22 protein-coding genes, 5 tRNA genes and 1 other RNA gene are annotated in these 26088 nt (G+C 71.9%); 2 read left to right on the top strand and 26 right to left on the bottom strand.

Translation table 11 applies throughout. The annotated features are described in order from the left end of the window. Positions 1-153: 153 nt before the first annotated feature. From VGR37_02460 to VGR37_02365, 20 genes are all read right to left on the bottom strand, one after another. A tRNA-Arg gene (locus tag VGR37_02460) sits at positions 154-227 on the bottom strand. A gap of 4 nt (positions 228-231) precedes the next feature. After that, an RNA gene (gene rnpB, locus VGR37_02455) (RNase P RNA component class A) lies at positions 232-601 on the bottom strand. Between the two features lie 17 nt (positions 602-618). Further along, positions 619-702, bottom strand: a tRNA-Leu gene (locus VGR37_02450). 29 nt (positions 703-731) lie between these two features. Continuing rightward, a tRNA-Leu gene (locus tag VGR37_02445) sits at positions 732-815 on the bottom strand. Positions 816-843: 28 nt separating this feature from the next. Further along, a tRNA-Arg gene (locus VGR37_02440) sits at positions 844-917 on the bottom strand. A gap of 21 nt (positions 918-938) precedes the next feature. Then, positions 939-1011 (bottom strand) — tRNA-Lys (locus tag VGR37_02435). A gap of 201 nt (positions 1012-1212) precedes the next feature. Next, positions 1213-2397: an acyl-CoA dehydrogenase family protein gene (locus tag VGR37_02430; protein HEV2146253.1), complete on the bottom strand. Its 1185-nt coding sequence runs from the start codon at positions 2395-2397 to the stop codon at positions 1213-1215. Between the two features lie 100 nt (positions 2398-2497). Continuing rightward, on the bottom strand, positions 2498-2722 hold the full coding sequence (locus VGR37_02425) for a hypothetical protein (protein ID HEV2146252.1): 225 nt from the start codon (positions 2720-2722) through the stop codon (positions 2498-2500). Position 2723: 1 nt separating this feature from the next. Then, entirely contained in the window at positions 2724-2939 is a 216-nt protein-coding gene (locus VGR37_02420; GenBank protein HEV2146251.1) for a hypothetical protein, read from the bottom strand. Positions 2940-3040: 101 nt separating this feature from the next. Next, a complete protein-coding gene (locus tag VGR37_02415; protein HEV2146250.1) occupies positions 3041-4054 on the bottom strand; it encodes an isocitrate/isopropylmalate family dehydrogenase in 1014 nt (337 codons plus the stop codon). A 91-nt stretch (positions 4055-4145) separates the two neighbouring features. Continuing rightward, positions 4146-4799: a hypothetical protein gene (locus tag VGR37_02410; GenBank protein HEV2146249.1), complete on the bottom strand. Its 654-nt coding sequence runs from the start codon at positions 4797-4799 to the stop codon at positions 4146-4148. Further along, a complete protein-coding gene (locus tag VGR37_02405) occupies positions 4796-5737 on the bottom strand; it encodes an SDR family NAD(P)-dependent oxidoreductase (GenBank protein HEV2146248.1) in 942 nt (313 codons plus the stop codon). Before VGR37_02405 ends, VGR37_02410 begins: the two co-directional genes overlap by 4 nt. 209 nt (positions 5738-5946) lie before the next feature. Beyond that, complete coding sequence (gene phoU / locus VGR37_02400) at positions 5947-6630, bottom strand: phosphate signaling complex protein PhoU (GenBank protein HEV2146247.1); 684 nt, start codon at positions 6628-6630, stop codon at positions 5947-5949. Further along, on the bottom strand, positions 6627-7484 hold the full coding sequence (gene pstB, locus VGR37_02395) for a phosphate ABC transporter ATP-binding protein PstB (protein HEV2146246.1): 858 nt from the start codon (positions 7482-7484) through the stop codon (positions 6627-6629). The genes phoU and pstB overlap by 4 nt, the downstream gene beginning before the upstream one ends. A gap of 1 nt (position 7485) precedes the next feature. Beyond that, positions 7486-8349 (bottom strand): phosphate ABC transporter permease PstA, encoded by an 864-nt coding sequence (gene pstA, locus VGR37_02390; protein ID HEV2146245.1) that lies wholly within the window; start codon positions 8347-8349, stop codon positions 7486-7488. Then, positions 8346-9341 (bottom strand): phosphate ABC transporter permease subunit PstC, encoded by a 996-nt coding sequence (pstC, locus tag VGR37_02385; protein HEV2146244.1) that lies wholly within the window; start codon positions 9339-9341, stop codon positions 8346-8348. The genes pstA and pstC overlap by 4 nt, the downstream gene beginning before the upstream one ends. 7 nt (positions 9342-9348) lie before the next feature. After that, positions 9349-10458 (bottom strand): phosphate ABC transporter substrate-binding protein PstS, encoded by a 1110-nt coding sequence (pstS, locus tag VGR37_02380; protein HEV2146243.1) that lies wholly within the window; start codon positions 10456-10458, stop codon positions 9349-9351. Between the two features lie 121 nt (positions 10459-10579). Next, positions 10580-11662 (bottom strand): porin, encoded by a 1083-nt coding sequence (locus VGR37_02375; GenBank protein ID HEV2146242.1) that lies wholly within the window; start codon positions 11660-11662, stop codon positions 10580-10582. Positions 11663-11773: 111 nt separating this feature from the next. Further along, positions 11774-13537, bottom strand: a complete 1764-nt coding sequence (locus VGR37_02370; GenBank protein HEV2146241.1) for an ATP-binding protein — start codon at positions 13535-13537, stop codon at positions 11774-11776. Continuing rightward, complete coding sequence (locus VGR37_02365; protein HEV2146240.1) at positions 13534-14241, bottom strand: response regulator transcription factor; 708 nt, start codon at positions 14239-14241, stop codon at positions 13534-13536. Before VGR37_02365 ends, VGR37_02370 begins: the two co-directional genes overlap by 4 nt. A 237-nt stretch (positions 14242-14478) precedes the next feature. Here VGR37_02365 and VGR37_02360 point away from each other — a divergent pair, with 237 nt between their 5' ends. Continuing rightward, on the top strand, positions 14479-18204 hold the full coding sequence (locus VGR37_02360) for a carboxypeptidase regulatory-like domain-containing protein (GenBank protein ID HEV2146239.1): 3726 nt from the start codon (positions 14479-14481) through the stop codon (positions 18202-18204). A gap of 383 nt (positions 18205-18587) precedes the next feature. After that, positions 18588-22220, top strand: coding sequence for an ABC transporter permease (locus VGR37_02355; GenBank protein ID HEV2146238.1), 3633 nt, complete (start codon positions 18588-18590; stop codon positions 22218-22220). A 137-nt stretch (positions 22221-22357) separates the two neighbouring features. On the opposite strand, the gene VGR37_02350 is transcribed toward VGR37_02355, so the two are convergent. The 6 genes from VGR37_02350 to VGR37_02325 form a co-directional block, all read right to left on the bottom strand. Next, positions 22358-22669 carry a type II toxin-antitoxin system RelE/ParE family toxin gene (locus VGR37_02350; GenBank protein HEV2146237.1) on the bottom strand — a complete coding sequence of 104 codons (312 nt, stop codon included), beginning with the start codon at positions 22667-22669 and terminating at the stop codon, positions 22358-22360. After that, positions 22654-22842: a hypothetical protein gene (locus tag VGR37_02345; GenBank protein HEV2146236.1), complete on the bottom strand. Its 189-nt coding sequence runs from the start codon at positions 22840-22842 to the stop codon at positions 22654-22656. Before VGR37_02345 ends, VGR37_02350 begins: the two co-directional genes overlap by 16 nt. A 114-nt stretch (positions 22843-22956) precedes the next feature. Beyond that, on the bottom strand, positions 22957-23691 hold the full coding sequence (locus VGR37_02340; protein HEV2146235.1) for an ABC transporter ATP-binding protein: 735 nt from the start codon (positions 23689-23691) through the stop codon (positions 22957-22959). Next, entirely contained in the window at positions 23688-24095 is a 408-nt protein-coding gene (locus VGR37_02335; GenBank protein ID HEV2146234.1) for a hypothetical protein, read from the bottom strand. The genes VGR37_02340 and VGR37_02335 overlap by 4 nt, the downstream gene beginning before the upstream one ends. 151 nt (positions 24096-24246) lie before the next feature. Continuing rightward, positions 24247-25272, bottom strand: coding sequence for a trypsin-like peptidase domain-containing protein (locus VGR37_02330; protein HEV2146233.1), 1026 nt, complete (start codon positions 25270-25272; stop codon positions 24247-24249). 110 nt (positions 25273-25382) lie between these two features. Next, positions 25383-26045: a dienelactone hydrolase family protein gene (locus VGR37_02325; GenBank protein HEV2146232.1), complete on the bottom strand. Its 663-nt coding sequence runs from the start codon at positions 26043-26045 to the stop codon at positions 25383-25385. Between the last annotated feature and the right edge of the window lie 43 nt (positions 26046-26088).

Raw genomic sequence — 26088 nt, 5'->3', positions numbered from 1 at the left:
AGGCTTCTGCCCCAGAACAGGAAAGCGGAGCCGAGAGGTCTCGACTCCGCTCTACCGCATTCGGGCTGCAATCTGCTTCCTCTGCCTGAGTCTCCGAACTTCGCTCCTACCTCATTTCCAAAGTTCGGGATGACTCATGTTCATCTTCTACAGTGCGCCCGACAGGATTCGAACCTGTGACCTTTGGCTCCGGAGGCCAACGCTCTATCCAGCTGAGCTACGGGCGCGCGTTCAACGGGAGGCGGTGTAAGCCGAGTTCTGTTCTCCGCCGGAGCGGAGGAGGACCATTTCTCTGGGGCCGGCGTTGCCGCCGGCCTCTAGCAGCCTACCCGGGATTCGACGGAGCGGGCAGCTCCTCATCCCCTATTTGGCCTTGCTCCGGGTGGGGTTTGCCATGCCGCCCCTGTCGCCAGGAGCGCGGTGCGCTCTTACCGCACCCTTTCACCCTTGCCTGTGCTCCGGAGACCGGAGCCATCGGCGGTATGCTCTCTGTTGCACTTTCCGTCGCCTTGCGACGCCCGGCCGTTAGCCGGCACCCTGCCCTGTGGAGCTCGGACTTTCCTCGACACCCGGAGGTGCCGCGATCCTCACTCGCCTCCCGTGTTGTCAAACAAGCAGTGCCCAGGAGAGGACTCGAACCTCCACGCCGTTTCCGGCACCAGATCCTTAGTCTGGCCTGTCTACCAATTTCAGCACCTGGGCATCCGACCCGCCCTGCAAACCGCGATCAGTGCTCCCGAGAGGACTCGAACCTCCACGGGCTTACGCCCACTAGATCCTGAATCTAGCGCGTCTACCAATTCCGCCACAGGAGCGCGCGATCCGCGGTCTTTTCCAGCAAGGTGCGCCCGGAGAGATTCGAACTCCCGACCTTCTGATCCGTAGTCAGACGCTCTATCCAGCTGAGCTACGGGCGCAAAAACGACCCCGATTTTCAGTGCACCGAGTAGGAATCGAACCTACAACCTTGGGATTAAGAGTCCCCTGCTCTGCCAGTTGAGCTATCGGTGCGTCATCGATCAGGACGGGAAACCTAACCGGCCCCGCCCCTCCTGTCAACCTCCCGCGGTCCCCCGAAACCCGCGCCATTTCGCGCGTTTTCGTCTTCCCGCAAGCCATTCAATGTAACACCGGAGCCCCCATCACACAACCCCTGCCCCACCCCAAAAGGCCCGCCCGCGCAGGAGCACGGGCGGGCCGCCGCCGCGGCGGCTAGTAGGCCGCGTACCCGGTGATGTCCTGGCCCAGGATGAGGCCGTGGACGTCGTGCGTCCCCTCGTAGGTGTAGACGGACTCCAGGTTCGCCATGTGGCGCATGGCCTGGTACTCGACGAGGATCCCGTTGCCGCCCAGGAGGCGCCGGGTCTCGCGCGCGACCTCGGCCGCCATGTCGACGTTGTTGCGCTTGGCGAGCGACACCTGCTCCGGGCGCATGCCGCCCTCGTCCTTGAGGTTGCCCAGGCGCCAGCAGAGGAGCTGCGCCTTGGTGATCTCGGTGAGCATCTCCGCCAGGCGGGTCTGCTGGATCTGCGTGGCCGCGATCGGCTTCCCCGCGAACTGCACCCGGTTCCTGGCGTAGCTCACCGCCTCGTCGTAGCAGGCCATGGCCGCGCCCACGGCGCCCCAGGCGATCCCGTAGCGCGCCTGGGTCAGGCACATCAGCGGGCTCTTGAGGCCGCCCGACTGGGGGAGCAGCGCGGAGTCGGGGACGCGCACGTCCTGCAGCACCAGCTCCGAGGTGTCGGAGGCGAGCAGGGAGAGCTTCCCCTTCTGGTCGCGGGCGGTGAACCCCGGGGTGTCGGTGGGGACGACGAAGCCGCGGATGGACTTGGTGTCCTCGAGGTCCCCGGTCTTGGCCCAGACGATGGCGATGTCGGCGGTGGAGCCGTTGGTGATCCACATCTTGGCCCCGTTGAGCACCCAGCCGTCGTCGGTCTTCTGGGCCCGGGTGAGCATCCCGCCGGGGTTGGAGCCGAAGTCCGGCTCGGTGAGCCCGAAGCACCCGATCACCTCCCCGGCGGCCATGCGGGGGAGGTACTCGCGCTTCTGCTCCTCCGAGCCGAAGGCGTAGATGGGGTACATGCAGAGCGCGCCCTGCACCGAGGCGAAGGAGCGGATCCCGGAATCGCCCCGCTCCAGCTCCTGCATGATGAGGCCGTAAGAGACGTTGTCCAGGCCGGCGCACCCGTACTCCTCCGGGAGGTTGGCGCCGAAGACGCCCAGCTCGGCCATCCCGGGGATCAGCTGCTTGGGGAGGTAGCGGCCGATGTAGGCGTCGTTGATCACCGGCATGAGGTTGTCGTCGACCCACTCGCGCACGGTGTCACGGATCATCCGCTGCTCTTCGGTGAGCAGGGAGTCGATGTCGTAGTAGTCCACGCCCTGGAACTTGGCCATTGAACGGACGGTTGAAGGCTGAAGCGGAAACGGCGAAACGACGAAATCCCGGTAGTATACGGGATTCCGCCGAGGCGCGGCAAGCCGCGGCGCGGTGCGGCTATTCGATGGTGTGCGACCCGTCCGTCTCGCTCTCGGGGGTGTCCGGGCGCGCCTTGCGGGACTCGGAGATGGCCCACCAGAGGAGGATCACCCCCAGCAGCGCGTAGACGGCGGCCACCAGCGTGAAGCCGTTGATGAGCCGGCCGATTCCGAGCCCCAGCGACAGTCCCCCGAGCACCGCGACCGCGACGCTGATCCAGGGGGAACGGAGGAAGTCGCGCATGCTAGCTCCGGGGTGTGCGCATGGCGCGCGCGCGGAACAGGTCGAAGGCGACCCGGCGGGCCACCTTGAAGGCACCGAAGACCAGCAGCGCTCCCACCGCCAGCCAGAAGATCACGAAGTGGGTGGAGGCGAGCGCCCCCGCCCAGGTGGCGACCGCCAGGTAGGCCAGCGCAAACAGCACCGCCACCCCGAGCGCCACCGGAGTGGCCCTCCGCACCACGGCCGCCCGGCACTCCGCGCACAGCCCGCTCCGGTGCTCCCTCCCCTGGGAGACCTCGTGGCCGCACCGGCCACAGGCGGCGCGCGGGGCGTCGGGGCTCACAGGCGGCGGATGATGGCGTCCGTGAAGCTGTCGGTGCTCCCGGTACCGCCCAGGTCGGGGGTGGTGGAGTCGCCCTCGCGGACGGTGGCCTCCAGCGCGGCCTGGATCCGGTCCGCCTGGTCCGTCATCCCCAGGTGGCGGAGCATCATGATGGCGGCCAGCATCAGCGCGGACGGGTTGGCGATCCCTTTCCCCGCGATGTCCGGAGCCGAGCCGTGCACCGCCTCGAAGATGGCGGCGTCCTTGCCGATGTTGGCGCCGGGCGCCAGCCCCAGCCCCCCGACGAGCCCCGCGATCTGGTCGGAGAGGATGTCCCCGAACATGTTCTCGCAGACGATCACGTCGAAGCGGTACGGGTCCATCACCAGCATCATCGCCGTGGCGTCGATGATCCGGTCCTCGAACTCCACGCGCCCCTCGTACTCCTTCGCGATCTCGCGCCCGATGTCGAGGAAGAGCCCCTGCGTGTACTTCAGGATGTTGGCCTTGTGGGCCAGCGTCACCTTCTTCCGCCCGTGGGAGACGGCATACTCGAAGGCGTAGCGGACGATGCGCTCCACCCCGAAGCGGGTGACGATCATCACCGACTCTGCCGCCGCGCGCGGGTCGCTGCCGATGCCGACGTAGTGCTCCACGCCGCTGTAGAGCCCCTCGGTGTTCTCGCGGATCAGGACGAGGTCGATGTCCTCGTAGCGCCCCCCGGGGACGATGGTGCGCGCCGGGCGGACGTTGGAGTACAGGTCGAACTCCTTGCGAAGCGCGACGTTGATGGAGCGGAAGCCGGTCCCCACCGGGGTCGTCAGCGGCCCCTTGAGCGCCACCCGGGTGGCGCGCACCGAATCCAGCGTCTCTTCGGGGATGGGGGTGTTGTGGGCGCTGAGGGCGGCCATCCCGGCCTCGCGGCGGTCCCACTGCAGGGAGACGCCGGCCGCCTCCACCAGGCGGACGGTGGCGTCGGTGATCGACGGTCCGATCCCGTCGCCGGGGATCAGGGTTACGGTCTGGGCCATGAAAGCGTGCTCTGACGTGATGCGTCCCGGCGGACCGGAGGGTCCGGCCGGGAGCGCTGTGGGCAAGGGTCGTTCCAGCGCCGCCGCGCCCTCACGGCTGCGCGCCGGGTGCAGCGATGCGTGCCGCGAGAGCCGCCGCGGCGCTCGCCAGCGCTGGAGTGTCGGCCTCGGGGCGGGGGTCGCCTTCGGCCTCCCCCCACCATACCAGGTCGCCGCTGCGCGCGTCCACCAGCGCGGCGGAGATGCGGACGCGTCCCGGATCCGTCCCGTCCGCCCGCACCCATGCCGCGGCGCGGGGGAGGAGGACCAGGCGCACGTCGGTGAGCGCGGCGTAGCGCCGCAGCTCGCCCGCGAGCGGCTCCACGACGCGGCGCTCCCGGTGGTGCATCATGGGGTCGCCCGGGACCGCGCGCGGGCTCCCCGCGAAGCCGGGGGAGCGCCGCAGCGCCCGCTCCAGCACCTCCGGCGCGATCCAGGTCGCCCGCGGCTCCCGGTCTCCCAGCGCGAACAGGAGCTCCCGCTCCAGCCGGTCCTGCGCCTCTCCCGACAGCCCGTTCACGGCCTGCACGGGGAGGACGAGCACCTTCTGCCCGGCCAGGCGCAGCGCCGGTGCGCTTGCCGCGGGCGGCGGCGTCGGCGCGGGCGCGTCCGGGGCCGCCGCGGGCTTCGGCGCGCAGGCGGCGAGGAGGACGGCAAGTGCGAAGTGCGAGGTGCGAAGTGCGAGGCGGCGCCGGTGGCTTCTCACAGCAGGTGGCCCCCGTCCACCGGGATCACCACGCCGGTGATGTGGCGGGCCAGCTCCGAGCACAGGAACACGACCACGTTCGCCACGTCCTGCGGGTCGCCAAGGCGGCCCAGCACCGCCTGCTCGCGCGCGTCGTCCAGGATCTCCGCGGGGACACCGTTTGTGAGGCGGGTGGTGCGGATGTACCCGGGCGCCACGGCGTTGACGTTGACGTTGCTGCGGCCCAGCTCCAGCGCGGCGGAGCGGGTCAGCCCCAGGATCCCCGCCTTGGAGGCGCAGTAGTTGGCGAGCCCGAACTCGCTGCGGAGGCCGTGCACCGAGGACAGGTTCACGATCTTGCCGTCGCCCTGCTTCCGGAAGTGCGGCGACACCGCGCGGATCATGTTGAAGGTACCGGTCAGGTTGGTGTCCAGCACCGCGCGCCACTTCTCGTCGGTCAGCCGCCAGAGCGCGCCGTCGCGCCCGATCCCGGCGTTGTTCACCAGGATCTGCAGCCCGCCGAAGCGCTCCAGAACCGTTTCCACGAATGCGCCCACCGCCTCGGAGTCGCGCACGTCGCACTCGGCGTGGTGGCACCCCACCTCGAGCTGCGCGATCTCGCGGGCGGTGCGCGCGGCCTCCTCCTCGATCTCGCCGCTCTCGTCGTACGAGAAGTAGTTGAAGGCCACGTGCACCCCGTGCCGCGCCAGCTCCAGCGCGATCGCCCGCCCGATCCCCGTGGCCCCGCCCGTGACGATGGCGACGCGGCCCCGCAACGACGAGCCGTACTTCAGCCCCTGCGGCTGCGTCTCCTCCACCACCTCCTCCAGCAGCATCTCCACCGGGTCGGCGACGACGATGTCCTGCAGCGGCGAGGGCGTAGGCGTGGGCGTTGACGAGGACGCGGCGGGCTCGCCGCCCTCGGTACCAGGGCGCGACGGTCCGGGGGAACGCTGCATGGACGGTGGGGTTCGCGGTGTCTTGCGCGGCCTCGGGGCCGGGCGCAGCCGGAGATTGTACCGCGCGCCAGGGTGCTCGGCAAGCGCGCTCGCGGCGCGCAGCGGGCACAGCCGGGGCCGCCGGAGCCCACTGGGCCGCAAACTCTGCGCCCGCTCCCCCGGACGGGGGAGCGGGCGCGGGAGTGCTCGCCGGCGGACGGCGGGGGCGCTCAGCGGATCCCGCCGTCCTCCGCGTGGTGCTTGATGGTGCGCCCCTCCACCAGGAAGACCACGTCCTCGGCGATGTTGGTCGCCAGGTCGGCGATGCGCTCCAGGTTGCGGCTCACCAGGAACATGGACATGGAGGGGCCGATCCGCCGCGGGTCCTCCATCATGTGCGTGAGCAGGATCCGGAAGAGCGACTCGTGGAGCGCGTCCACCCGGTCGTCGCGCCGGCACACCTCGCGCGCGGCCTGGGCGTCGCCGCGGACGAAGTCGTCCAGCGCGTCCGAGAGCATCTCCCGGGCGAGGCGCGCCATCTCCTCGATCTCCGGGAACTGCGCGAAGGGCCGGCCGGCGAGGTGCGGGACCGCCTCGGCGATGTTCACGGCGTGGTCGCCCACGCGCTCCAGGTCGTTGGAGATCTTCATCGCCATCGTGATCAGGCGGAGGTCCCGGGCCATGGGCTGCTGCAGCGCCAGCAGGTGGATGCAGGCGTCGTCCACCTCCACTTCCAGCGCGTCCAGCTCCCGGTCGGCCAGGACCACGGACTGCGCCTTGGCCTCGTCGCGCTCCTGGAGCGCCTCCACCGCGGTGCGGACGAGCTCCTCGGCCAGGTGCGACATCTCTAGGAGCCGGCCCTTGAGCTGGGCCAGCTCCTCGTGGAAGTGGCGGACCCCGGTGAGCGGGCTCATCCGAACCTCCCGGTGATGTACGCCTCGGTCCGGTCCTCGCGGGGGTTGGTGAAGATCACGTCCGTCTTCCCGACCTCCACCAGCTCGCCCATGTAGAAGAACGCGGTGAAGTCGGAAACCCGCGCCGCCTGCTGCATGTTGTGGGTCACGATGACGATGGTGTAGTCGCGCTTCAGCTCGTAGATCAGCTCCTCGATCTTCTGCGTGGCGATGGGGTCCAGGGCGCTCGCCGGCTCGTCCATGAGGAGGACGTCCGGCTGCACCGCCAGCGCCCGCGCGATGCAGAGGCGCTGCTGCTGCCCGCCCGAGAGGCCGAGCGCGCTCCGGTCCAGGCGGTCCTTGACCTCGTCCCAGATGGCCGCCTGCTGGAGCGAGCGCTCCACGAGCTCGTCCAGCTCGCGGCGCCCCCGGGCGAGGCCGTTGACGCGGGCCCCGTAGGCCACGTTGTCGTAGATGGACTTGGGAAACGGGTTGGACTTCTGGAAGACCATCCCCACCCGCTTCCGCAGCTGCACCACGTCCACGCCCGGGTCGTACACCGACGCGCCGTGGATGAGGATGTCGCCGTCGTGCCGGGTCCCGGCGATCAGGTCGTTCATGCGGTTGATGGAGCGCAGGAAGGTGGACTTCCCGCACCCGGAGGGGCCGATGAGCGCGGTGACCTTCCGCTCGGGGACCGTGAGCGTGATGTCGTTCAGCGCCCGGGTCCCGCCGTACCAGAACGAGAAGTCGCGGGCCTCGACCGCGGGCGCCACGTCGGCCGCCTCGGGCCGCCGCGCGTGCGGGCGCTCCGCCGCGGGCGCGGGAGTGTGCGACTGGGCCATGGAGTGCGCCTTGATGGACGTTTCGGTCATGCTATCGGTCCTTGTAGGGACTGCGGATCAGGAACCGGGCGGTGATGCTCACGGCGAGCACCAGGCCGATCAGCACCAGTGCCGCGGCCCAGGCGAGCCGGTGCCACTCCTCGAAGGGCGAGGTGGCGTAGAGGAAGATCTGCACCGGGAGCGCGGCGATCTGCTCGCCGAGGCTCCAGCTCCAGTACGGGTTCACGAAGGCGGTGAAGAGGAGCGGCGCCGTTTCCCCGGCGATGCGGGCCAGCGACACCAGGATCCCGGTGAGAATCCCGCTCCGCGCCGCCGGGAGCACGATCCCCAGGGTCGTGCGCCAGCGGGTGAAGCCCAGCGCGAGCCCGCCCTCCCGCAGCTCGCGCGGGACGAGGCGCACCATCTCCTCGGTGGTGCGCGTCACCATGGGGAGGAGCATGATGGCGAGCGCCACCCCGCCCGCGAGGGCGCTGAACCCTCCCATGGTGACCACGATCCAGGCCCACACGAAGATCCCCACCACGATGGAGGGGATGCCGTTCATCACGTCGGTGAGGAAGCGGATCCCGTTCGCCAGGCGGCTCCCCTCGGACTCGGCCAAAAAGAGACCGGCGCCGACCGCCACCGGGAGCCCCAGCGCGGCGGCCACGCCCACCAGGATCACGGTCCCCAGAATGGCGTTCCCCATCCCCCCGCCCTCCTGCCCCACCGGGGCAGGGCGCTGGGTGAAGAAGTCCAGGTTGATGGACGACAGCCCCGCCGTGAGCAGGTGGAAGAGGATCAGCAGCAGCGGCACCACCGTCAGGAACGCCGCCACCCCGGTGAGGGCGAGCATCACCAGGTTGGTGCTCCGCCGGCGCCGGTCGCGCCAGGTGAGCGTGGCCGGCGCGCTCACCGCCCCCCCCTGCGCGCCACGCGCCACACCAGGAGGCGCGCGAAGGTGTTCACCACGATGGTGATGCCGAACAGGATCAGCGCGATCTCCATGAGCGCGGCCAGGTACAGGTCGCTGGACGCCTCCGCGAACTCGTTCGCCAGCACGCTCGCCATGGTGTAGCCGGGCGCGAAGAGCGAGGCGGAGATCTCCGGGCGGTTGCCGATCACCATGGTCACGGCCATGGTCTCGCCCAGGGCGCGGCCCAGCCCCAGGATCACCGCGCCGATGATCCCCGGCGTGGCGTAGGGGAGCACCACCTGCCAGGTCATCTCCCAGCGGGTGGCGCCCAGGGCCAGCGCGCCCTCGCGCTGCACCCGCGGCACGGCCGCGAGCACCTCGCGCGACACCGCGGAGATGAAGGGGACGATCATAATGGCCAGGATCACCCCGGCGGAGAGGACGCTCACCCCGTAGGCCGGCCCGCGGAAGAGCGGGATGGTGTCGCCCAAGGCGCGGGCGAGCGGCTCCTGTACGTTGAAGCGGAGCCAGGGGACCAGCACGAAGATCCCCCACAGGCCGTACACCACGCTGGGGATGGCCGCCAGCAGCTCGGTGCCGAAGGCGATGGGCGTGGCGAGCCAGCGCGGCGCCAGCTCCGTGAGGAAGATGGCGAGCCCCACCGCCAGCGGCACCGCGATCAGCACCGCCAGGAGCGAGGAAGCGAGCGTCCCGAAGATGAACGGGAGCGCGCCGAACTCCCCCGCCACCGGGTTCCACTCGCTGCTGGCGAGGAAGCTCCAGCCGAAGGCGCGGATCGCCGGCCAGGCCGAGGCCCCCACCCGGAAGAGGAGGAAGCCCAGAAGCAGGGGGATGGCGAGCCCCATTGCCAGGAGAACGCCGCCGTACACGCGGTCGGCGACGTTCCCCCGGCCGCTGCCGGCGAAGGCGAGCGGGAAGTGCTGCGGAGGAGGCCCGGCGACGACGCCGATCTCCTCCGGAACTGGCTGCATTGCCACGTCAGCTCGCCGCGCCGACGGGCTGGCGGTCGGGGCCGCAGGTCACGGTCCCCAGCTTCTGCAGCACCCGGTCGCGGACCGGCTCGGGGAGCGGCGCGTAGTGGAGCTTGCGGGCCGCGTCGCCGCCCTCGGTCAGGCTCCAGCGGACCACGTTCGCCAGCGCGTTGGCCCTGGCGCAGTCCTCCATGTGCGGCGGGACCAGGAGGTAGGTCCAGGAGGCGATGGGGTACGCCTGCGCCCCCTCCGGGTTCACGATGGAGACGCGGAAGTCGGACTCCGGCCCGAGCTTCTGCGCCAGCCCGTCGGCCGCGGCGGTGGTCGCCTCCACGGAGGGCTGCACGAACTGCCCGGCCCGGTTCTGCACGGCGGCGGTCTGGAGGTCGGCCTGGCGCGCGTACGCCAGCTCCACGTAGCCGATGGCGCCCTCGGTCTGCTTCACCTGCCCGGCCACGCCCTCGTTCCCCTTGGCGCCCAGACCGGTGGGCCACTGCACGGACTTCCCGGTCCCCACCTGCTGCTTCCACGCGGGGCTCACCGCCGAGAGGTAGTCGGTGAACACGTAGGTGGTGCCGCTCCCGTCGGTGCGGTACACCACCAGGATGTCACGCGCGGGGAGGCTAACGCCCGGGTTGAGCTGCGCGATCCGCGGGTCGTTCCACTTCTTGACCTGCCCGCGGAAGATGTCCGCCAGCACCTCGCCGCTCAGGTTGATGGGCTGCTGGACGCCGGGGAGGTTGTACGCCACCGTCACCGCGCCGAGAACGGTGGGGATGTGCAGCATCCCGGGGGCCTTGGCGAGCTCCTCCTCGTTCATAGGCGCGTCGGAGGCGCCGAAGTCCACCGTCCCCTCGGTCACCTGGCGGATCCCGCCGCCCGAGCCGATGGAGCCGTAGGTGATGCGCACCGGGTTCTCGCGCCCGTACGTGTCGAACCAGGCGGAGTAGATGGGATAGGGGAAGGTGGCGCCCGCGCCGGTGAGGGCGACCGTGCCTGCGGGCGCGTCGGCGCCCTTCGCCATCGCGCCGGGGGTGGCCCCGCCCTCGCTGCCGCCGCACGCCGCCAGTCCGGAGAACAGGACCAGGGTCAGAGCTCCAGTCCAGAATCGTTTCATCGTTCGGATGTCCCGTGTGAGGGAGTCGTGGATCGAGAACACCGGAACGTAGAGGCGCCGTGTCACGGTCCCGTAACACGGCGCCCGCCGCATCGTAACTCTTGCGCCCCCTCCGGCCGCCTCAGAACGCGACCTGGAACTGGGCCTTGAAGCTCCCGACCGCGTCTCCCTGCTCCGGCATCCAGACGTCGTAGTTGAGCATGATCCGGTTCAGCGGCCCGAAGTACAGGTTGATCCCGGGCGTGAGCAGCGTCCCGCCCCGCGGCACGGTCAGCCCGGGGGGCGCGTCCACGTCGCCGTAGCTGACGCGGAAGAGCGGCTCAAGGTGCGTGAGGCTCGGACCGAACGCCCGCGTCCGGTACGCGAGCCACGCCTGCGCGCCGGTGAAGTCGATGTCCGCCCGGGGGTTGACGTCGCCGAAGGCGGCCTCTCCCACCAGGTGCAGCCCGGGGCCGTACGTCCCGTACTCGACGTCCACCGCCCAGGCCTGGCCCGCCGCCAGCTCGCGGCCGTCGGTGGGAGCGACCACGAGGAAGTCGCGCCGGCTCCAGGAGAGCCCCGTCCGGAGCCGCTCCGCGGGGCGGACCGCCGCGCGGGCGGCGAGCTGGTAGCTGTCCAGTTCCGGCACCGCGGCGCGCGCCGGGCCGTTGAAGACGCCGAGCGCGTACGAGAGGCCCAGCGGGGCCCCCGCGGGCGCGCCGAGAAGCTGCAGCCCCACGTCGCGGTCCGCGTAGCCGAGGTCGGTGACCAGGTTGTGCTCGTCAAGCGCGTTGCGGACCCCGCGGATCCGCACCCCCCGCTCCACGGGGATGATGCGGGTGGAGCTGGTGGGCTGGATGATGCCGAAGGGGCGGTTCGCCTGCCCGGCGAGCAGTTGCAGCGCCGGGTGGAAGCCGAAGAGGACGTACGCGTCGCGCAGGCTCACCCGGCTCCCGGCGAACTCCGGCTGGATCTTGGCGCTCACCACCTCGTTGACCCGGACGTTCGCCTCCAGGCGCACGCGGCGCAGCGCGAGCTCGGCGGTGGGCACGGAGTCGACGGTGGTCGTGTTGAGCTGCGTCTGGACCCGCCCCCCGATGGAGACCTCCAGCGCGCTGGCCCTGAAGACGGTGGAGGGCGCCTGCTGCGCCGCGGCGGCGCCGGCCGCAAGGAGGAGGACGGCGGCCAGGGACGGCGCGCGGACGCGGGACGTGCACGAAGCCATGCTGCGACGGGGTACAGGTGAGAGAACGAACCGCCGCCCGGGAGGTGCTCCGGGCGGCGGAACTTTACAGGAGGCTCGCCCCGGCATCAACGAGGTGGCCGGACGCGTGACCTACTCGTTACAGGCCGGCAGGGTGAAGCGGATCGTGGTCCCCCGCCCCAGCTCGCTCTCGGCTTCCACCGTCCCGCCGTGGCTCTCCACCAGGTGCCGGACGATGGCGAGCCCCAGCCCCGTCCCCCCTTCGGCGCGGGAGCGGGCGTCGTCCACCCGGTAGAAGCGCTCGAAGATGCGCGGCAGGTGCACCGCCGGGATCCCGCTCCCGGTGTCGGCCACCTCCAGCTGGACCCATCGCCGCCCGGGAGGGCCCGGACGCTCCGGCGCGGGTCGGGCGGAGACCGTGACCCTGCCGCCGGGGGGGGTGTGGCGTAGGGAGTTGTGGAAGAGGTTGGTGAGGACCTGGTGGAGTGCGGAGGGGTCGGCGTGGACGTGGTCGCACCCGGGTGCGACCTCGATCCCCAGGGCCACCCCCTTGGCGTGGGCCTTCTCCTCCAGGACGGCCCAGGCCTCCTCCACCGCCTCGGCCACCGCGACGTCCTCCGGCTGGGCGAGCCACCCGCCCGACTCGATGCGCGACAGGTCGAGCAGGTCGTCCACCAGCCGCTGCAGGCGGTCGGCGTTGGCCCGCACCACCTCCGCGAACCGGCGCCGCAGCTCCGGGGGGAGGTTCTCGTCCAGGAGCGTCTCGCTGTAGCCGCGGATGGCGGTGAGCGGGGTCTTCAGCTCGTGCGAGGCGTTGGCGACGAAATCGCGCCGCACGTCCTCCAGCCGGCGCAGCTCCGAGACCTCCAGGAACACCAGCACCGCGCCGCCGTCGGCGAGCGGCTGGGCCGTGGCGAGGAGGTGCCGGCCGTCGTGGGCGAGCTCGGTGGCGGAGACCGCCTCCCCGGCGCGCGCCCGCTCCACCAGCTTGAGGAAGGCGGGGCGCCGCGCCACCTCGTGCGGCACCAGCCCGTGGAACTCCTCGCGCAGCCCGAAGATGTGGCGCGCGGCCAGGTTGGCGCGGCGCACCCGGCCGTCCGGCCCCAGCGCCAGCACGCCCTCGGCCATGGACTCGATCAGCGCGTGCATCTCGGCGCGCTCGCCCTCGAGCTGCCCCATGCGCCGCTGCAGCTCCGCGGCGAGCGTGTCCAGGACCTGCGCCAGCTCGCCCAGCTCGTCGCGGTGGCGGACGTGCACCCGGCGGGACAGGTCGCCGCGGGCCAGGTCGCGCGCGACCGCGGCCACCTGGCGCAGCGGGCGGGTGACCGCGACGCTCAGGGCGTAGGACAGGATCCCGGCGACCACCATCGCCAGCGCGCCGGCGGCCAGGACGCCGCGCTGCACCCGCTGCACCGTGGCATTCACGTCCGCCAGCGCAACGGCCAGGCGGACGACCTCGCCGCGGGCGCCGGGGGCGGCGAGGTAGAGCTGCTCCACCCCCACGGAGCTGCTGCGGCGCACCGACCGTCCCAGGCGGCCGCGGAGCGCGGCACGGACCTCGGGGCGGTCGGCGTGGTTCTCCAGCAGGGGGATGGCCGATTCCGCCACCTCGGAGTCGCCCACCACGGTTCCGTCGCGGGCGATCAGGGTGACGCGCCGGCCGCTGAGCGCCCCCAGCCGGTCCGCGAGGCGGTCCGGGGGGACGCCGACGCCCTGGCGGTGGAGCTCAAGGGCGAGCGAGAGCTCGCGGCGGAGGTCGTTCGCCACGATCTCGGTGAGGCGGGGCCGGAGCGTGAACCCCACGCCGGCCGTGAGCGCAGCGACCGTGGCGGCGATCAGGGCCAGGTAGCTGAGGAAGAGCTTGAGGTTGACGCCCAGGCGCGCCGGCCGGCTCACGCGCGGACCGGCGGCGGTTCGGTGCGGAAGCGGTACCCGAAGCCGCGCACCGTCTCGATCCAGTCCGCCTCCCCGCCCAGCTTGTTGCGCAGCCGCTGGACGTGCATGTCCACCGTGCGCGTGGCGATGTTGGCCGTGACGCCCCAGGCCGCCTCCAGGAGCTGGCGCCGGCTCTGCACCCGCCCGCGCCGCTCCATCAGGGTGAGGAGGAGCTTGTACTCGGTGGGGGTGAGGTCCAGGGGGCGTCCGTCCACCTCGGCGCGCGCGGCGCCGGTGTCCACGGTGAAGGCGGCCACGCGCACCACCTTGCCGCCCGCGGCGGGGGGCGCCTGCCGGACGCGCCGCAGCACCGCGCCCACCCGCAGCACCAGCTCCTGCGGGGAGAAGGGCTTGGCGAGGTAGTCGTCCGCGCCGAGCCTGAGCCCCTCGATCCGGTCCTGCTCCTCGCGGCGCGCGGTGAGGAGGATCACCGGGACGTCCTGCGTCTCGCCGCGGCGGCGGAGCTCGCCGAGCACGTCCAGCCCGGACATCCCGGGGAGCATCAGGTCGAGGACGATGAGGTCCGGGCGCTCGGTCTCGACGGCGCGGATCGCCTCCACCCCGTCGGCGGCGGTCCGGACCCGGTACGACTCGCGCGCGAGGTGGTAGGCGACCAGCGCGGAGATGTCCGGCTCGTCGTCCACGACCAGGATGTGTGCGCTCATGGATCCATGGCGGGTGGTGGCCCGGGCGCCCCGCAACGGGCGCGGAGCGTTCGGGCTCTCTGCATGCGAGCATTCACGTTACCCGCGGCGGACCCGGGTCGCAATGCGCTCCGCGGGCCATGCGAGCACGGTACCGAACCGATACGACTCCGTTACAGGCGGGGGTGCCGCCCAACGTTTCCGGCGGGCCGCGTGTATGGTTGGGGACCTCTCCTCCTTCACCCGTGACCGCGACCGATGCCGCTCCGCCTTCTGCCGCTGCTGCTCGCCCTCCTCCTCGCCCCCGCCACGCTGCTGGCGCAGGTGGGGGTCACGACGGACATCCTCCGCGGCCGGGTCACCGGCCCCGACGGCGCCCCGGTGGACCAGGCGCGGGTGGAGGCCACCTCCGCCGAGACGGGGATCACCCGCACGACCACCACCAACGAGCAGGGCGTCTACACGCTCGCCTTCCCGGACGGCGGGGGGCGCTACCAAATCCGCGTGTCGCGCGCCGGCTTCGGCGAGGCCGTGGCCGTGCTGGCGCGCGAGGCGGACGAGGACGTGCTGGTGGCAAACCTCCGCCTGGGCGAGGCGCCGGTGGCGCTGGAGGGGATCGAGGTGCGCGGCCAGCGGGCGCCTCCCCCGGGGCGCGGGGAAACCGCGGCGCAGGAGCGCGTCATCTCCGGCGAGGTGGCGAGCCGCCTCCCACTGGAGAACACGGACGCGGCCTCGCTGGCGGTGCTCGCCCCCGGCGTGGTGGCGGTCACGCAGGGCGACTCGCTGGACCAGCGGGGCGCCTTCTCCGTGGCGGGGCAGCGCGCCTCGCTGAACCAGGTCACGCTGGACGGCGCCTCCTTCGCCTCGGCGCTCACCGGCGGCCAGGCCGGCGGCGGCTCCCCGCTGGGGATCCCGCAGGAGGGGACGCGCGCCACGCAGGTGGTCACCACCACGTTCGACGTGTCGCGAGGGCAGTTCGCGGGTGGGCAGGTGGCGATCACCACCCGCGGCGGGACCAACCAGCCCGGCGGCACCTTCACCTACCAGCTCCGCGACCCGCTGCTGGCGGGGAACGCGGGAGTCTCGCCGCTCACCGGCTCCTTCACCCAGAACCGCTTCAGCGGCGGCTACGGCGGGCCCATCGTCCGGAACCGCCTCTTCTACTTCGTCTCCGGCGCGGTGCAGCGCCGCAGCGACGACCTCTTCGCGCTCACCCCCTCGGACCCCGCGGTGCTGGAGACGCTGGGGGTGAGCCGCGACTCGGTGGCGCGCTTCCTCTCCATCCTGGGGGCGGAGTACGGGGTCGCCACCGACGGGCAGACGGGCGCCTACCGCCGCGTGGGCGACGCGCTCTCGCTCCTGGGCCGCGTGGACTGGACCCTCTCGGAGCGGCACTCGCTGATGGTGCGCGGGAACCTCAGCTCCTACACCCAGGACAGCACCCGCATCGGCTTCCTGGAGCTGAAGCAGGGCGGCGGCGAGGTGGGCTCCGGCGGCGGCGGCGGCATGGCGACGCTGACCTCGCGCTTCGGCGGCGGGTGGATCAACGAGCTGCGCGCCTCGATCAACGAGGACCGCCGCGACCTGACCTCCTTCGCGGAGGTGCCGGAGGGGCGGGTGCGGGTCACCTCGCTCCTCCCGGACGGGACGCGGGGGGTGTCGCAGCTTTCCTTCGGCGGCGACCGCTCGCTCCCCACCACCACGCGCGAGCGGACGGTGGAGGTGAGCGACGAGCTGTCGCTCCTGTTCCGCGACACGCACCGGATCAAGGCGGGGGCGCTGGTGAACTTCACCGACTTCCGGCAGCGGATCGGGAGCAACGTGCTGGGCGCCTTCACCTTCAACTCGCTGGACGACTTCGCGGCGGGGCGGCCGGCGTCGTTCACCCGCTCGCTCGCGGAGCGGGAGACGGAGGGCGGCGGCCTGAACGCCGCGCTCTACCTGGGCGACACCTGGCGCCCCAGCCGGGCGCTGCAGCTCACCTACGGGGTGCGGCTGGAGGGCTCGCGCTTCGCCGGAGAGCCGGAGCACAACCCGGAGGTGGAGGCGCTCTTCGGCCGGCGCACGGACCGGATCCCCACGGAGGTGCACGTGAGCCCCCGCGCGGGGTTCTCGCTGCGCCTGAACGAGCAGGGGGCGCCGCTCCGGATCGTCCGCGGCGGGATCGGGGAGTTCCGTGGGCGGGCGCCCTTCGCGCTGTACGCAGGGGCGCTGGACCAGACGGGCCTTTCGGCCGGGGCGTCGCAGCTGGTGTGCATCGGGGCCGCGGTCCCGGCGCCGGACTGGCCGGCGTACCTGGAGGACCCGTCGCGCATCCCCACCACCTGCGCGGACGGGGGTACGGGCGCTCCGCGCGACTCGGGCCGCCGACCCACGGTGACGCTCTTCGAGGACGGCTTCGGGGCGCCGCGCTCCTGGCGGGGCTCGCTGGGCTTTTCGGCGCAGCTCCGCCCCGGCCTCAATGCCTCGGCGGACGCCAGCTGGGTGCGCGGCGTCAACCTGTTCGGCGTGCGCGACCTGAACCTGGCGAGGACGCCGGCATTCACCCTGGCGGCTGAGGGCGGCCGTCCCGTATACGCTTCCCCCGCGGCGATCGCCCCCGCGACCGGGGAGGTGTCGTTCCTGGGGTCGCGGGTGCACCCGGAGTTCGGGCACGTGTTCGCGCTGGACTCGGAGCTGGCCTCCCGGACGTCGCAGCTCACGCTGGCGCTGAACGGGCTCCTCCCGCCGCGGGTGTTCTTCCAGGGCTCGTACACGCTGATGCGGGCGCGCGACCAGTCGTCCTTCTCCTGCTGCACCGCGCAGCAGGGCTTCGCCAGCGCGCCCACGGGGGGCGACCCGAACCGTCCGGACTGGGGCACCAGCGACTACGAGCGCCGCCACTCCTTCACCCTGCAGGCGGGGATGCCGGTGCGCCCCTGGCTGGAGGTGACGCTGATCGGGCGGACGGCCTCGGGCACGCCCTTCACCCCCATGGTCGGCGGCGACGTGAACGGCGACGGGGCCCGCAACGACGCGGCCTTCGTCTTCGCCCCCGCCACCGCACCGGACACGGCGCTCGCCGACGGGATGGCGCGCCTGCTGGCGAGCGTCCCCGGATCGGTGCGGGAGTGCCTGGAGGAGCAGGCGGGGAGCGTGGCGGGCCGCAACTCCTGCCGCGGCCCCTGGACGCGGTCGCTGGACCTGCGGACCACCCTCCGCCCCAATCTCCCCCGGATCGGGCGGCGCCTCTCGGTGTCGCTGGACGCCAGCAACGTCCCTGCGGGGCTGGACCTCCTCGTGAACGGTCAGGGGAACCTGCGTGGCTGGGGCGACGCCGGGCGCGGCCGGGTGGACGAGACGCTCCTCTACCCGCGCGGGTTCGACCCCGCGGCGCAGCGCTTCCGCTACGAGGTCAACGAGCGCTTCGGCCAGCAGCGGGAGCGCCGCTTCGCGGTGGGCTCGCCCTTCGCGGTGCAGCTCTCCGGGCGGCTGACGGTGGGGCGGAACCCCGGCGGCGGCGGGCTGGCGGGGCTCGGGTTCGGCGGGGGCGGCGGCGGTGGGGGTGGGCGCTTCGGCGGAGGGGGCGGCGGTGGCGGGTTCCGCGGGGAGCGGGGCGAGGGCCCCGGCCGCGGGATCGACGCGGATGCCATCCTGGCGCGGGTGCTCCCCAACCCGCTCCCGGTGATCCTCTCGCTCCGCGACTCGCTGGGGCTCAGCGACGAGCAGGCCGCGCGGATCGCGGAGATCTCGGACTCGCTCCGGGTGCGCAACCAGCCCATTGAGCGCGCGGTGCGCGACGCGGTGCAGACGGCCGCCACGGGGAACGAGCCGGGCGCGATCTTCCAGCGCATCGGGCCGCAGCTCAACACGGGCCGGCAGAACGTGCGGGACGCGCTGGAGGAGGTGCGGAAGACGCTGACGCCGGAGCAATGGCGGAAGGTTCCGGCGGCGCTGCGGAACCCGTTCCAGGGCGGGTTCGGGGGCGGGCGCGGCGGGGGGTAAGGACCTCCGCTCATACCGAATCCGGGTACACGGGAGGGGGTGATCGGGTGCCTCCCCCCGCCGATCACGCGCGCTTGATCCGGACTCGGTATCGCCTACGGCGGAGGCGCGCGCCGCCGACGAGCGCGCCTTCGACCGGAGGGCTCGGAGGCCCGAGCTGACCGATTGCGCGCACGAACTTTGCAATGCAAAGTACTTCGTGCCGCGGGCGCAGGTCCGGAGGGTTGACTGCCCAAAGCTGCAACAGATCGCGCTGCAAGGGAGCGTACCCCGCCGAAGGTGCGATGACGAACCGAAGATCAGCGACACCTCCGACCAACGACCACGGGGCATCGACCGATCATGAACCAGCACATCCGCAACGTCTCGAAGACCTACCCGCCATGAAGCTCCGGGAGATCTTCCGCTTCGAGCTCACCTGCCAGGCACGCCGTCTCTCGACCTGGCTTCCGTTCGCGGCCCTGGCCGTGGTCGCGCTCCTGTTCGTACGGGGGAACTTCCTTTACGCCGACTTCTTTATCAACTCGCCATTCGTCATCGCGTCCACCACTGTTTTCTGCAGCCTGTTCTGGCTCGTGGTGGCTGCAGGGGTCACGGGCGAGGTGGCCGCGCGCGACGTGGAGACAGGGATGCATCCCCTCACCTACACCGCCCCCGTCAGCAAGGCCAAGTACCTGGGAGGGCGGTTCCTCGCCGCCTTCGCCCTCCATGCGCTGATCCTGCTCGCCGTGCCGGTGGGCGTGATGCTCGCCGTCTACTCGCCCGGCGTGGATACCGGGGTGATCGGCCCGTTTCGGCCGGCCGCCTACCTCACGGCCTACGGCTTCCTCGCGCTGCCCAACGCCTTCATCGGCACGTCGATCCAGTTCGCGTTCGCGGCGCTGGGCCGCCGGGCCGTCGCGAGCTACCTGGGCGGTGTGCTCCTGTTGCTCGTGGCCTACGGCGGGTTCTTCGCCGTGATCGGCTTTCTGCAGCGAGAGGATCTGGAGGCGCTGTTCGACGTCTTCGGCAACCGGTTCCTCACGGACGACCTGATGCTGGGATGGACGCCGATCGAGAAGAACACGCGTCTGGTCGCGCTGCACGGCGTGCCGCTCCGGAGCCGCCTGCTGTGGCTCGGCATCGGCCTGGGGACGCTCGCGTTCACCTACGTCCGCTTTCGCTTCGAGCACCTGACGGCGAGCCCCTGGTGGAGCCGCCTCGCGCGGCGGCGGGATGCGCACGCCCCCTCACCCCCGGGCAGCGACGTCGCGAGGAGCGCGATCTCCGTTCCGCAGGTCCGGGGGACGTTCGGCCCGGCGCTCTACGCGCGCCAGACGCTCGCCATCGCCTGGGACTCGTTCCGGGTGATCGCGAAGAGCCGGGGCGGTCTCGTCCTTCTGGCCGCCATCGCGGCCGCCGCGGTCGTGGTCCTGCCCGAGGCCATGGAGTACATGGGCACGCCGCTGCTGCCCCGGACCGAGTTCGTCCTCACCTTCCTGACGGCCCGCCTCACGAATCCCATGACCCCGTGGGTGATCATCCCGCTGCTCACCGCCTTCTACGCCGGCGAGCTGGTCTGGCGGGAACGCGAAGCCGGTCTCAGCGAGATCACCGACGTGGCGCCGGTGCCGGAATGGGTCCTCGTCCTGGGCAAGTTCCTGGGGCTCGGCCTCGTCCTGGTCGTGTGGATGGCTCTGCTCACGCTGGTGGGGGTGCTCGTCCAGCTGCGCCTGGGGTATCACGAGTTCGAGATCGGCCTCTATCTGCAGGTGCTGTTCGGGCTCCAGCTTCCCGAGTACCTCCTCTTCGCCCTGCTCGCCCTGGTGGTGCAGGGGTCGGTGAGCCAGAAGTACGTCGGCCTCGTGGCGGCCCTCCTCGCCTACGCATCCATCCTCTTTGCGGCCAGGCTCGGGATCGAGCACAGGCTGCTCGTCTACGGGTCCGCTCCGGGCTGGTTCTACACGGACATGCGCGGGTTCGGCCCGTCGCTCGGGCCGTGGCGGTGGTTCATGCTCTACTGGGCCGCGTGGGCGCTGCTGCTCGCGGTGGTCGCGAGGCTGCTCTGGGTCCGGGGCATGGAGAGGGGCCTGCGGGTGCGGCTCCGGCTGGCGCGCGGCCGGTTCACGCGCCCGACGGCCCGGGCCGCGGCGGCGGCGGCGGGGCTCGTCCTCACGCTGGGCGGGTTCATCTTCTACAACACCAACGTGCTGAACGAGTACCGCACCGCCTCGCAGGTGAGGGAGCGGCGCGCCGAGTACGAGCGGCGCTACGCTCGGTATGCGGACGTCCCGCAGCCTCGGCTGGCCGCGGCCAACCTGCACGTCGAGATCCACCCCGATCAGCGAAAGGCCGACATTCGCGGCACGTATCGACTCGTGAACCGCGGGGCGATGCCGATCGACTCCATCCATCTGGCCACTGCTCCCGGTGTCGAGACGGGAGCGGTCGCCTTCGATCGCCCGGCGGCTCGCGTGCTCGCGGACGAGGAGCTCGGCCATGGGATCTACGCCCTGGAAACGCCGCTCCAGCCAGGCGACTCGTTGCGGCTCCACTTCGAGGTGCGTTTCGCACCACGGGGGTTCCGTAGCAGCGGAATCGATGCCTCGGTGGTCGCGAACGGCACCTACTTCACGAACCACGACTGGCTGCCCGCCATCGGCTACCAGCCACGTCGCGAACTGAGGAACGCCGGGGATTGGCGGGCGCACGGGCTCGCTCCGCGCCGCCAGGTCCCCACTCCCGCCGACGCGGAAGCGGTCCAGGACGTCACCGGCGAGGCGGGGACGTCCGGCGCCGAGCGCATCGCCTTCGAAGCGGTGGTGGGAACGGAAGGGGACCAGACCGCCGTCGCGCCGGGGACGCTGCGCCGCACGTGGACGGAAGGCGGGCGCCGCTACTTCCACTTTGCGACGGACGCCCCGATCGGGAACGAGTACGCCTTCTTCTCCGCCCGCTACGCGGTGCACGAGGAACGGTGGACCCCTCCCGCAGGCTCCGGGCAGCCCGTCGCGATCCAGGTCTACCATCACCCGCAGCACGCCGCGAACCTGGACCGCATGCTCCTCAGCGTACGCGCGTCGCTGGACTCCTACACGCGTGCGTTCGGTCCGTACCCCCACGGCCATGTCATCCGGCTCGTCGAGAAGCCCGGTCCTGGAATGGGAGCGCATGCCGAGGCGGCCACGATCGACTACGCGGAAGGGTTCACCCGCCTCGATCCAGCGGACGACCCGCGGGGCCTGGACCTCCCGTTCGCGGTCATGGCGCACGAGATGGCGCACCAGTGGGGAGTCCCGTACGCCTTCGCCGAGGGAGCCCCGCTGCTGTCCGAAAGCTTCGCGTGGTACGCCGCGATGGGGGTCGTGGAAGAAACCTACGGGCGTGAACACCTGCAGCGGCTCCGGCGGTTCTTCCGGCAGCCGTCTCCCATCCCGCCCATCCGTCAGACCGTCCCGCTGCTCCGGGCCATGGACCCGTACGCGGCCTACCGCAGGGGCCCCGCCGCGCTGTTCGCGATGAGCGAGTACATGGGCGAGGAGCGGGTGAACCTGGCGTTCCGGCGCCTGATCGAGAAGCATCGTTCGGGAGCGCCGCCCCTGGCGACCTCCCTCGATCTCTACCGGGAGCTCCAGGCGGTCACGCCGGACTCGCTCCGGCACCTGCTGCACGACCTCTTCGCGGCGAACACTGTTTGGGACCTCCGGACGGAGCGGGCCACGGCGAGGCAGACCGCGGCGGGGAGCTGGCTGGTGACGCTCCGCGTGCGGGCGCGCAAGGTGACCGTCGACCCCGCGGGCGTGGAGACGGAGGTGCCGATGAACGAATGGGTGCAGGTCGGGGTCTTCGCCCCGACGCAGCAGGGGGCGGAGTTCGGCGAGACGCTCTACCTGCGGAAGCATCGCATCCGCTCGGGCGAGCAGACGATCACGGTGACGGTGCCGCGCAAGCCCTCCGACGCCGGCATCGATCCCTATCACCTGCTGATCGAGCTGGAGAGGTTCGACAACGTCGAGGAGGTGGAGGTCGAGCGCTGAGGGCGCATCCACGCGCATGGGCGGACGGCGCTCGAAAACGAAGCGGCGGGTCCATTCACCGGGCCCGCCGCTCCGCGCATCCGCAGATCCCCCCTGCTGGGATCGCTGCACCTCCACAGTGCATTCGTCAGGCGGGCCTACGCGCGTCCGAGCCGACCCACTCCCGTTTCAAAGGACTGTCTGGCATGCACAACGGCTGCGATGGTCACGAGGCCCGCCTCTATTCGGTAGATCAGCCGGTAGCTGTAGACGAGCTTTTCTCGGATGGACTCGTCCTCGAACTCGGGCACGGAGCGACCCGAGCGGGGGAACTCGCGAAGCGAGCGGGCAGTATCGCGGAACTTGCGAACGACAGCCGCCGCATACTGCGCCGAATCGCGGGCGATGTACTCTGCGATCGCCTCGACGTCCTCCAGCGCGGCCGGGGACCAGACTACTCGGTGAGCCACTTGCCCAGACGGGCCTCGGCCTCCTCCTGCTCGATTGCCCCCTCGGCGTCGGCGCGTGCCAGGCCACGCCGAACCTTCTCCAGAACATAGAGGTGGTATTGGATGTCCTCCAGCGAGCAATCCTCCGGCAGCCGTCGCAAGAGCGATGAGACCTCGTCCTTTACCGAGACCATGCGCGAGCCTCCTCCGAGTCGGGTCCACGAAGCACGTTGCTGTGTTCGAATGTAGCGGCTAGGGTATCCTCGCGCGACAGACACGAGCTGAACCTGTGCGCGCCTCGACCCAGCTCACACGCCGCGCTCCACCACCTGTCTCGCCCCGATCCCCAGGTACTCGCGGCGGAACGCCCAGTCGCGCTCCGCCGCCTCCGGCGTTCCGAGCAGCCGGGTGGTCCCCGCCGTGATCCAGGTGACACGGTCCGCAACAGCGAGGACGTACCGGACCTCGTGCCCGGTGAGCACGACGGCGGTCCCCCGCCGTGCGAGCGCGCGGAAGGCGGGCACCAGCGCCTCCGTGTCCGCCGGGGTGAGCCCCAGGAACGGCTCGTCGGCCAGGAGGCACTCGGGGGCGCGGACCATCGCCAGGGCGAGCTGGGCGCGCCGCCGCTCGCCCCCGGAGTAGCCCACCACCGAGCGGTCCAGGAGGTGGGCGATCCGGAGCTCCTCCACGACGTCGTCCCAGGCCGGGAGGGCGAACCGGCGCCGCAGGGCGTCCAGGTGCTGGCGGAGGGTGAGGGTGCGCGTCAGGGTGCAGCGGTCCACCGGGAGGAGGAAGAGCCCTTCGCGCGCGAGCCGGGCCAGGCGGGTGCGAGTGTACTGGCGGCCCCAGTACCGGAGCACGCCGTAGTCGGGCGCGAGGAGCCCCGCCATGATGCGCAGGAGGGTGCTCTTCCCCGACCCGTTGCGCCCCACCAGCGCGGTCACCACTCCGCGCTCCGCGTGCAGCGTGGCCGCGGAGAGCACCTTCCGGTCGCCGAAGCGCTTGCCGATGCAGTCGGCCACCAGCACGGCGTCCGGGGTCATCGCCACCACCCCGCGAGCACCGTCTCCACCCCCGCGCCCGGCAGGGCGAGGTACGCCGCAGCCGTGCCCCACCCGAACCGCCCCACCGTGAAGGCCGCCTCGAGCACCGCCGCGGGAACGGCCATGTACCCGGCGATGGTGGGCCAGCCGTAGCCGAGGTTGGCGAGGAACAGGTCCTCGTCCCGGCGGCGCGCCTCCAGCATCCCCAGCGCCACCACGAGAACCACCACCAGAGGATTGCCGCCGGGGAGCAGCTCGGCGGGGTTCACCGGCTCGCCGGAATAGTAGGCCAAAAGCAGCTTCAGGACGACGAGCGTCAGGTGGAGCAGCACCCAGTAGGTGACGGAGCGCCGGAGGTAGAGCCCCGGAAACGGGGCAACGAGCAGGGGCCCGGCCTTCGGCATGGTGGGCGCTCCATATGGGTGTGGGCGAACGAGGCTGGGATCGTCACCCGAAGAGTTACCTCGCGCGGCCCTCACGCGAAAGACCGCAGATGCGAAGGGGCGGGCCCGTGGACCGGGCCCGCCCCTTCGCGCATCCGCTCCCTCCATGCGCCTACCCCTGCACCTCCACCTCGTCCAGGCGGACGTTCACGCGCGAAGTGCTCCCGTTCGGCCGGACCACCGTGACCGCGACCGTCTGCCCGGGGCGGCGCGAGCGGAGCACCCGCTGGAAGTCGCCGCCGCGCTGGATCTGGTCGTCGTCGATGCGCGTGACGATGTCGTTCGGGCGGATCCCCGCCCGTGCGGCCGGGGAGCGGGGGTCCAGGCGGACCACGATCACCCCCTGCTGAACCGGGAGCCGGTAGAACGCGGCCACCTCCGGCTCCACGTCCACGTAGCTGATCCCGAAGTAGGGCCGGCGGATCACCCCTCCCGCCAGGAGCTGCTGGACGATGTCCGTCGCCATGTTGATGGGCACGGCGAAACCCAGGCCGGTGCCCTGCCCCAGGATCGCCGTGTTGATCCCGATCACGTTGCCGCGCGAGTCCACCAGCGGCCCGCCGGAGTTGCCGGGGTTGATGGCCGCGTCGGTCTGGATCAGCCCGCCCAGCTCCAGGCCGCGCGGGCTGCGGTTCACCGCCGAGACCACCCCGGAGGTGACGGTGCGCTCCAGCCCGTACGGGTTGCCGATGGCGATGGCGGACTGGCCCACGATGAGCCGGTCCGAGTCGCCCACCTGGGCGACGGCGATGTTCTGCCGCGCCGGGATCCGGACCACCGCGATGTCGATGCTGCGGTCCCGGCCGAGGACCTGCCCCATCACCAGCTCCCCGCTCGCCAGGCTCACCTCCACCCGGCGCGCGCTGCCCACCACGTGCGCGTTGGTGATGATGATCCCCTCCGGGCGGATAACCACGCCGGAGCCGGAGGCCTGGCCCGCCGCGATCCCCACCACCGCGGGGGACACCTGCCGCGCCACCCGGATGACGGCCTGCTCGTCGCTCCCCTGCTGCACCACCTCGTCCGCCCACGCGGGGAGGATCCCCCCCGCGCCCACGAGCCCCTGCCCCACCCCGATCCCCACGCCCAGGGCGAGCGCCGCCCCGGCCACCCCCGACGCCCTTCGCACGGTCTTCATCATCTCCTTCGCACCTCTGCTCTCGGTCCCGTTCCCCTGGCGTCCGCCGCGGGCGGACGTGCACGCCGCACAGAGATAGGAACCCGCGGAGGCCCGGAAGGTTGCAGCGCTCACCCCTCCGGGCGCAGCGCCGCCCGGAGCCACCGCCGAACGTCGTCGTACACGTCGGCCGCGACCTCGTCCAGCCCGTGCCCGGCCGCCGGGTACACGACGAGCTGGCGGGGCTCCCGCGCCAGGGCGTGCACGTGCTGCGAGCTGGCGGCGGCGAGGACCTCGTCCCCCGTCCCGTGGACCAGCAGGATCGAGCAGCGCGGCCCCAGGCGCGCCACCGGCTCCGTCCCGTACCCCTGGGTGGCCAGCGTCACCACCGTCGCCACCGCCGGCTCCTCCGCCGCCGCGCGGATCACCACCGCCCCGCCGAAGGAGTGCCCCACCAGCCCGAGCGTGCCGACCCCCTCCTCCTCGCGCAGGAAGCGGGCGGCGGCGAGCACGTCCGCCACCGCCTCGTCCAGCACGGTCGGGTGGCGGAAGCGCACCCGCACTCCCGCGATCCCCTCCCGCGCCAGCTCTTCCGAGAGCCGCGGGTAGAGCCCCTGCGACGGCGTGTCCCACCCGCCGCCCACCCCGCCAGCGTACACGGCGGCGGCGCGTGCGCCCGCCGCCGGGTAGTAGCGGAGCGAGAGCGGTCCGCCCGCCGTCTCCAGAGTCACCGGCCGGAACGGCTCCTCCCCCGGCCCCGCTCCGCCGCCCCGTCCCTCCTCCGTACCCGCCATGTACCCCCTCCCCCCGCAGGTGGACGCGGCGCAGCCGGCCGCC

The sequence above is a fragment of the Longimicrobiaceae bacterium genome, assembly GCA_035936415.1.
Taxonomy (GTDB): domain Bacteria; phylum Gemmatimonadota; class Gemmatimonadetes; order Longimicrobiales; family Longimicrobiaceae; genus JAFAYN01.
Note: the sequence above shows the minus strand (reverse complement) of the source record. Positions and strands in the feature narration are given on the sequence as shown.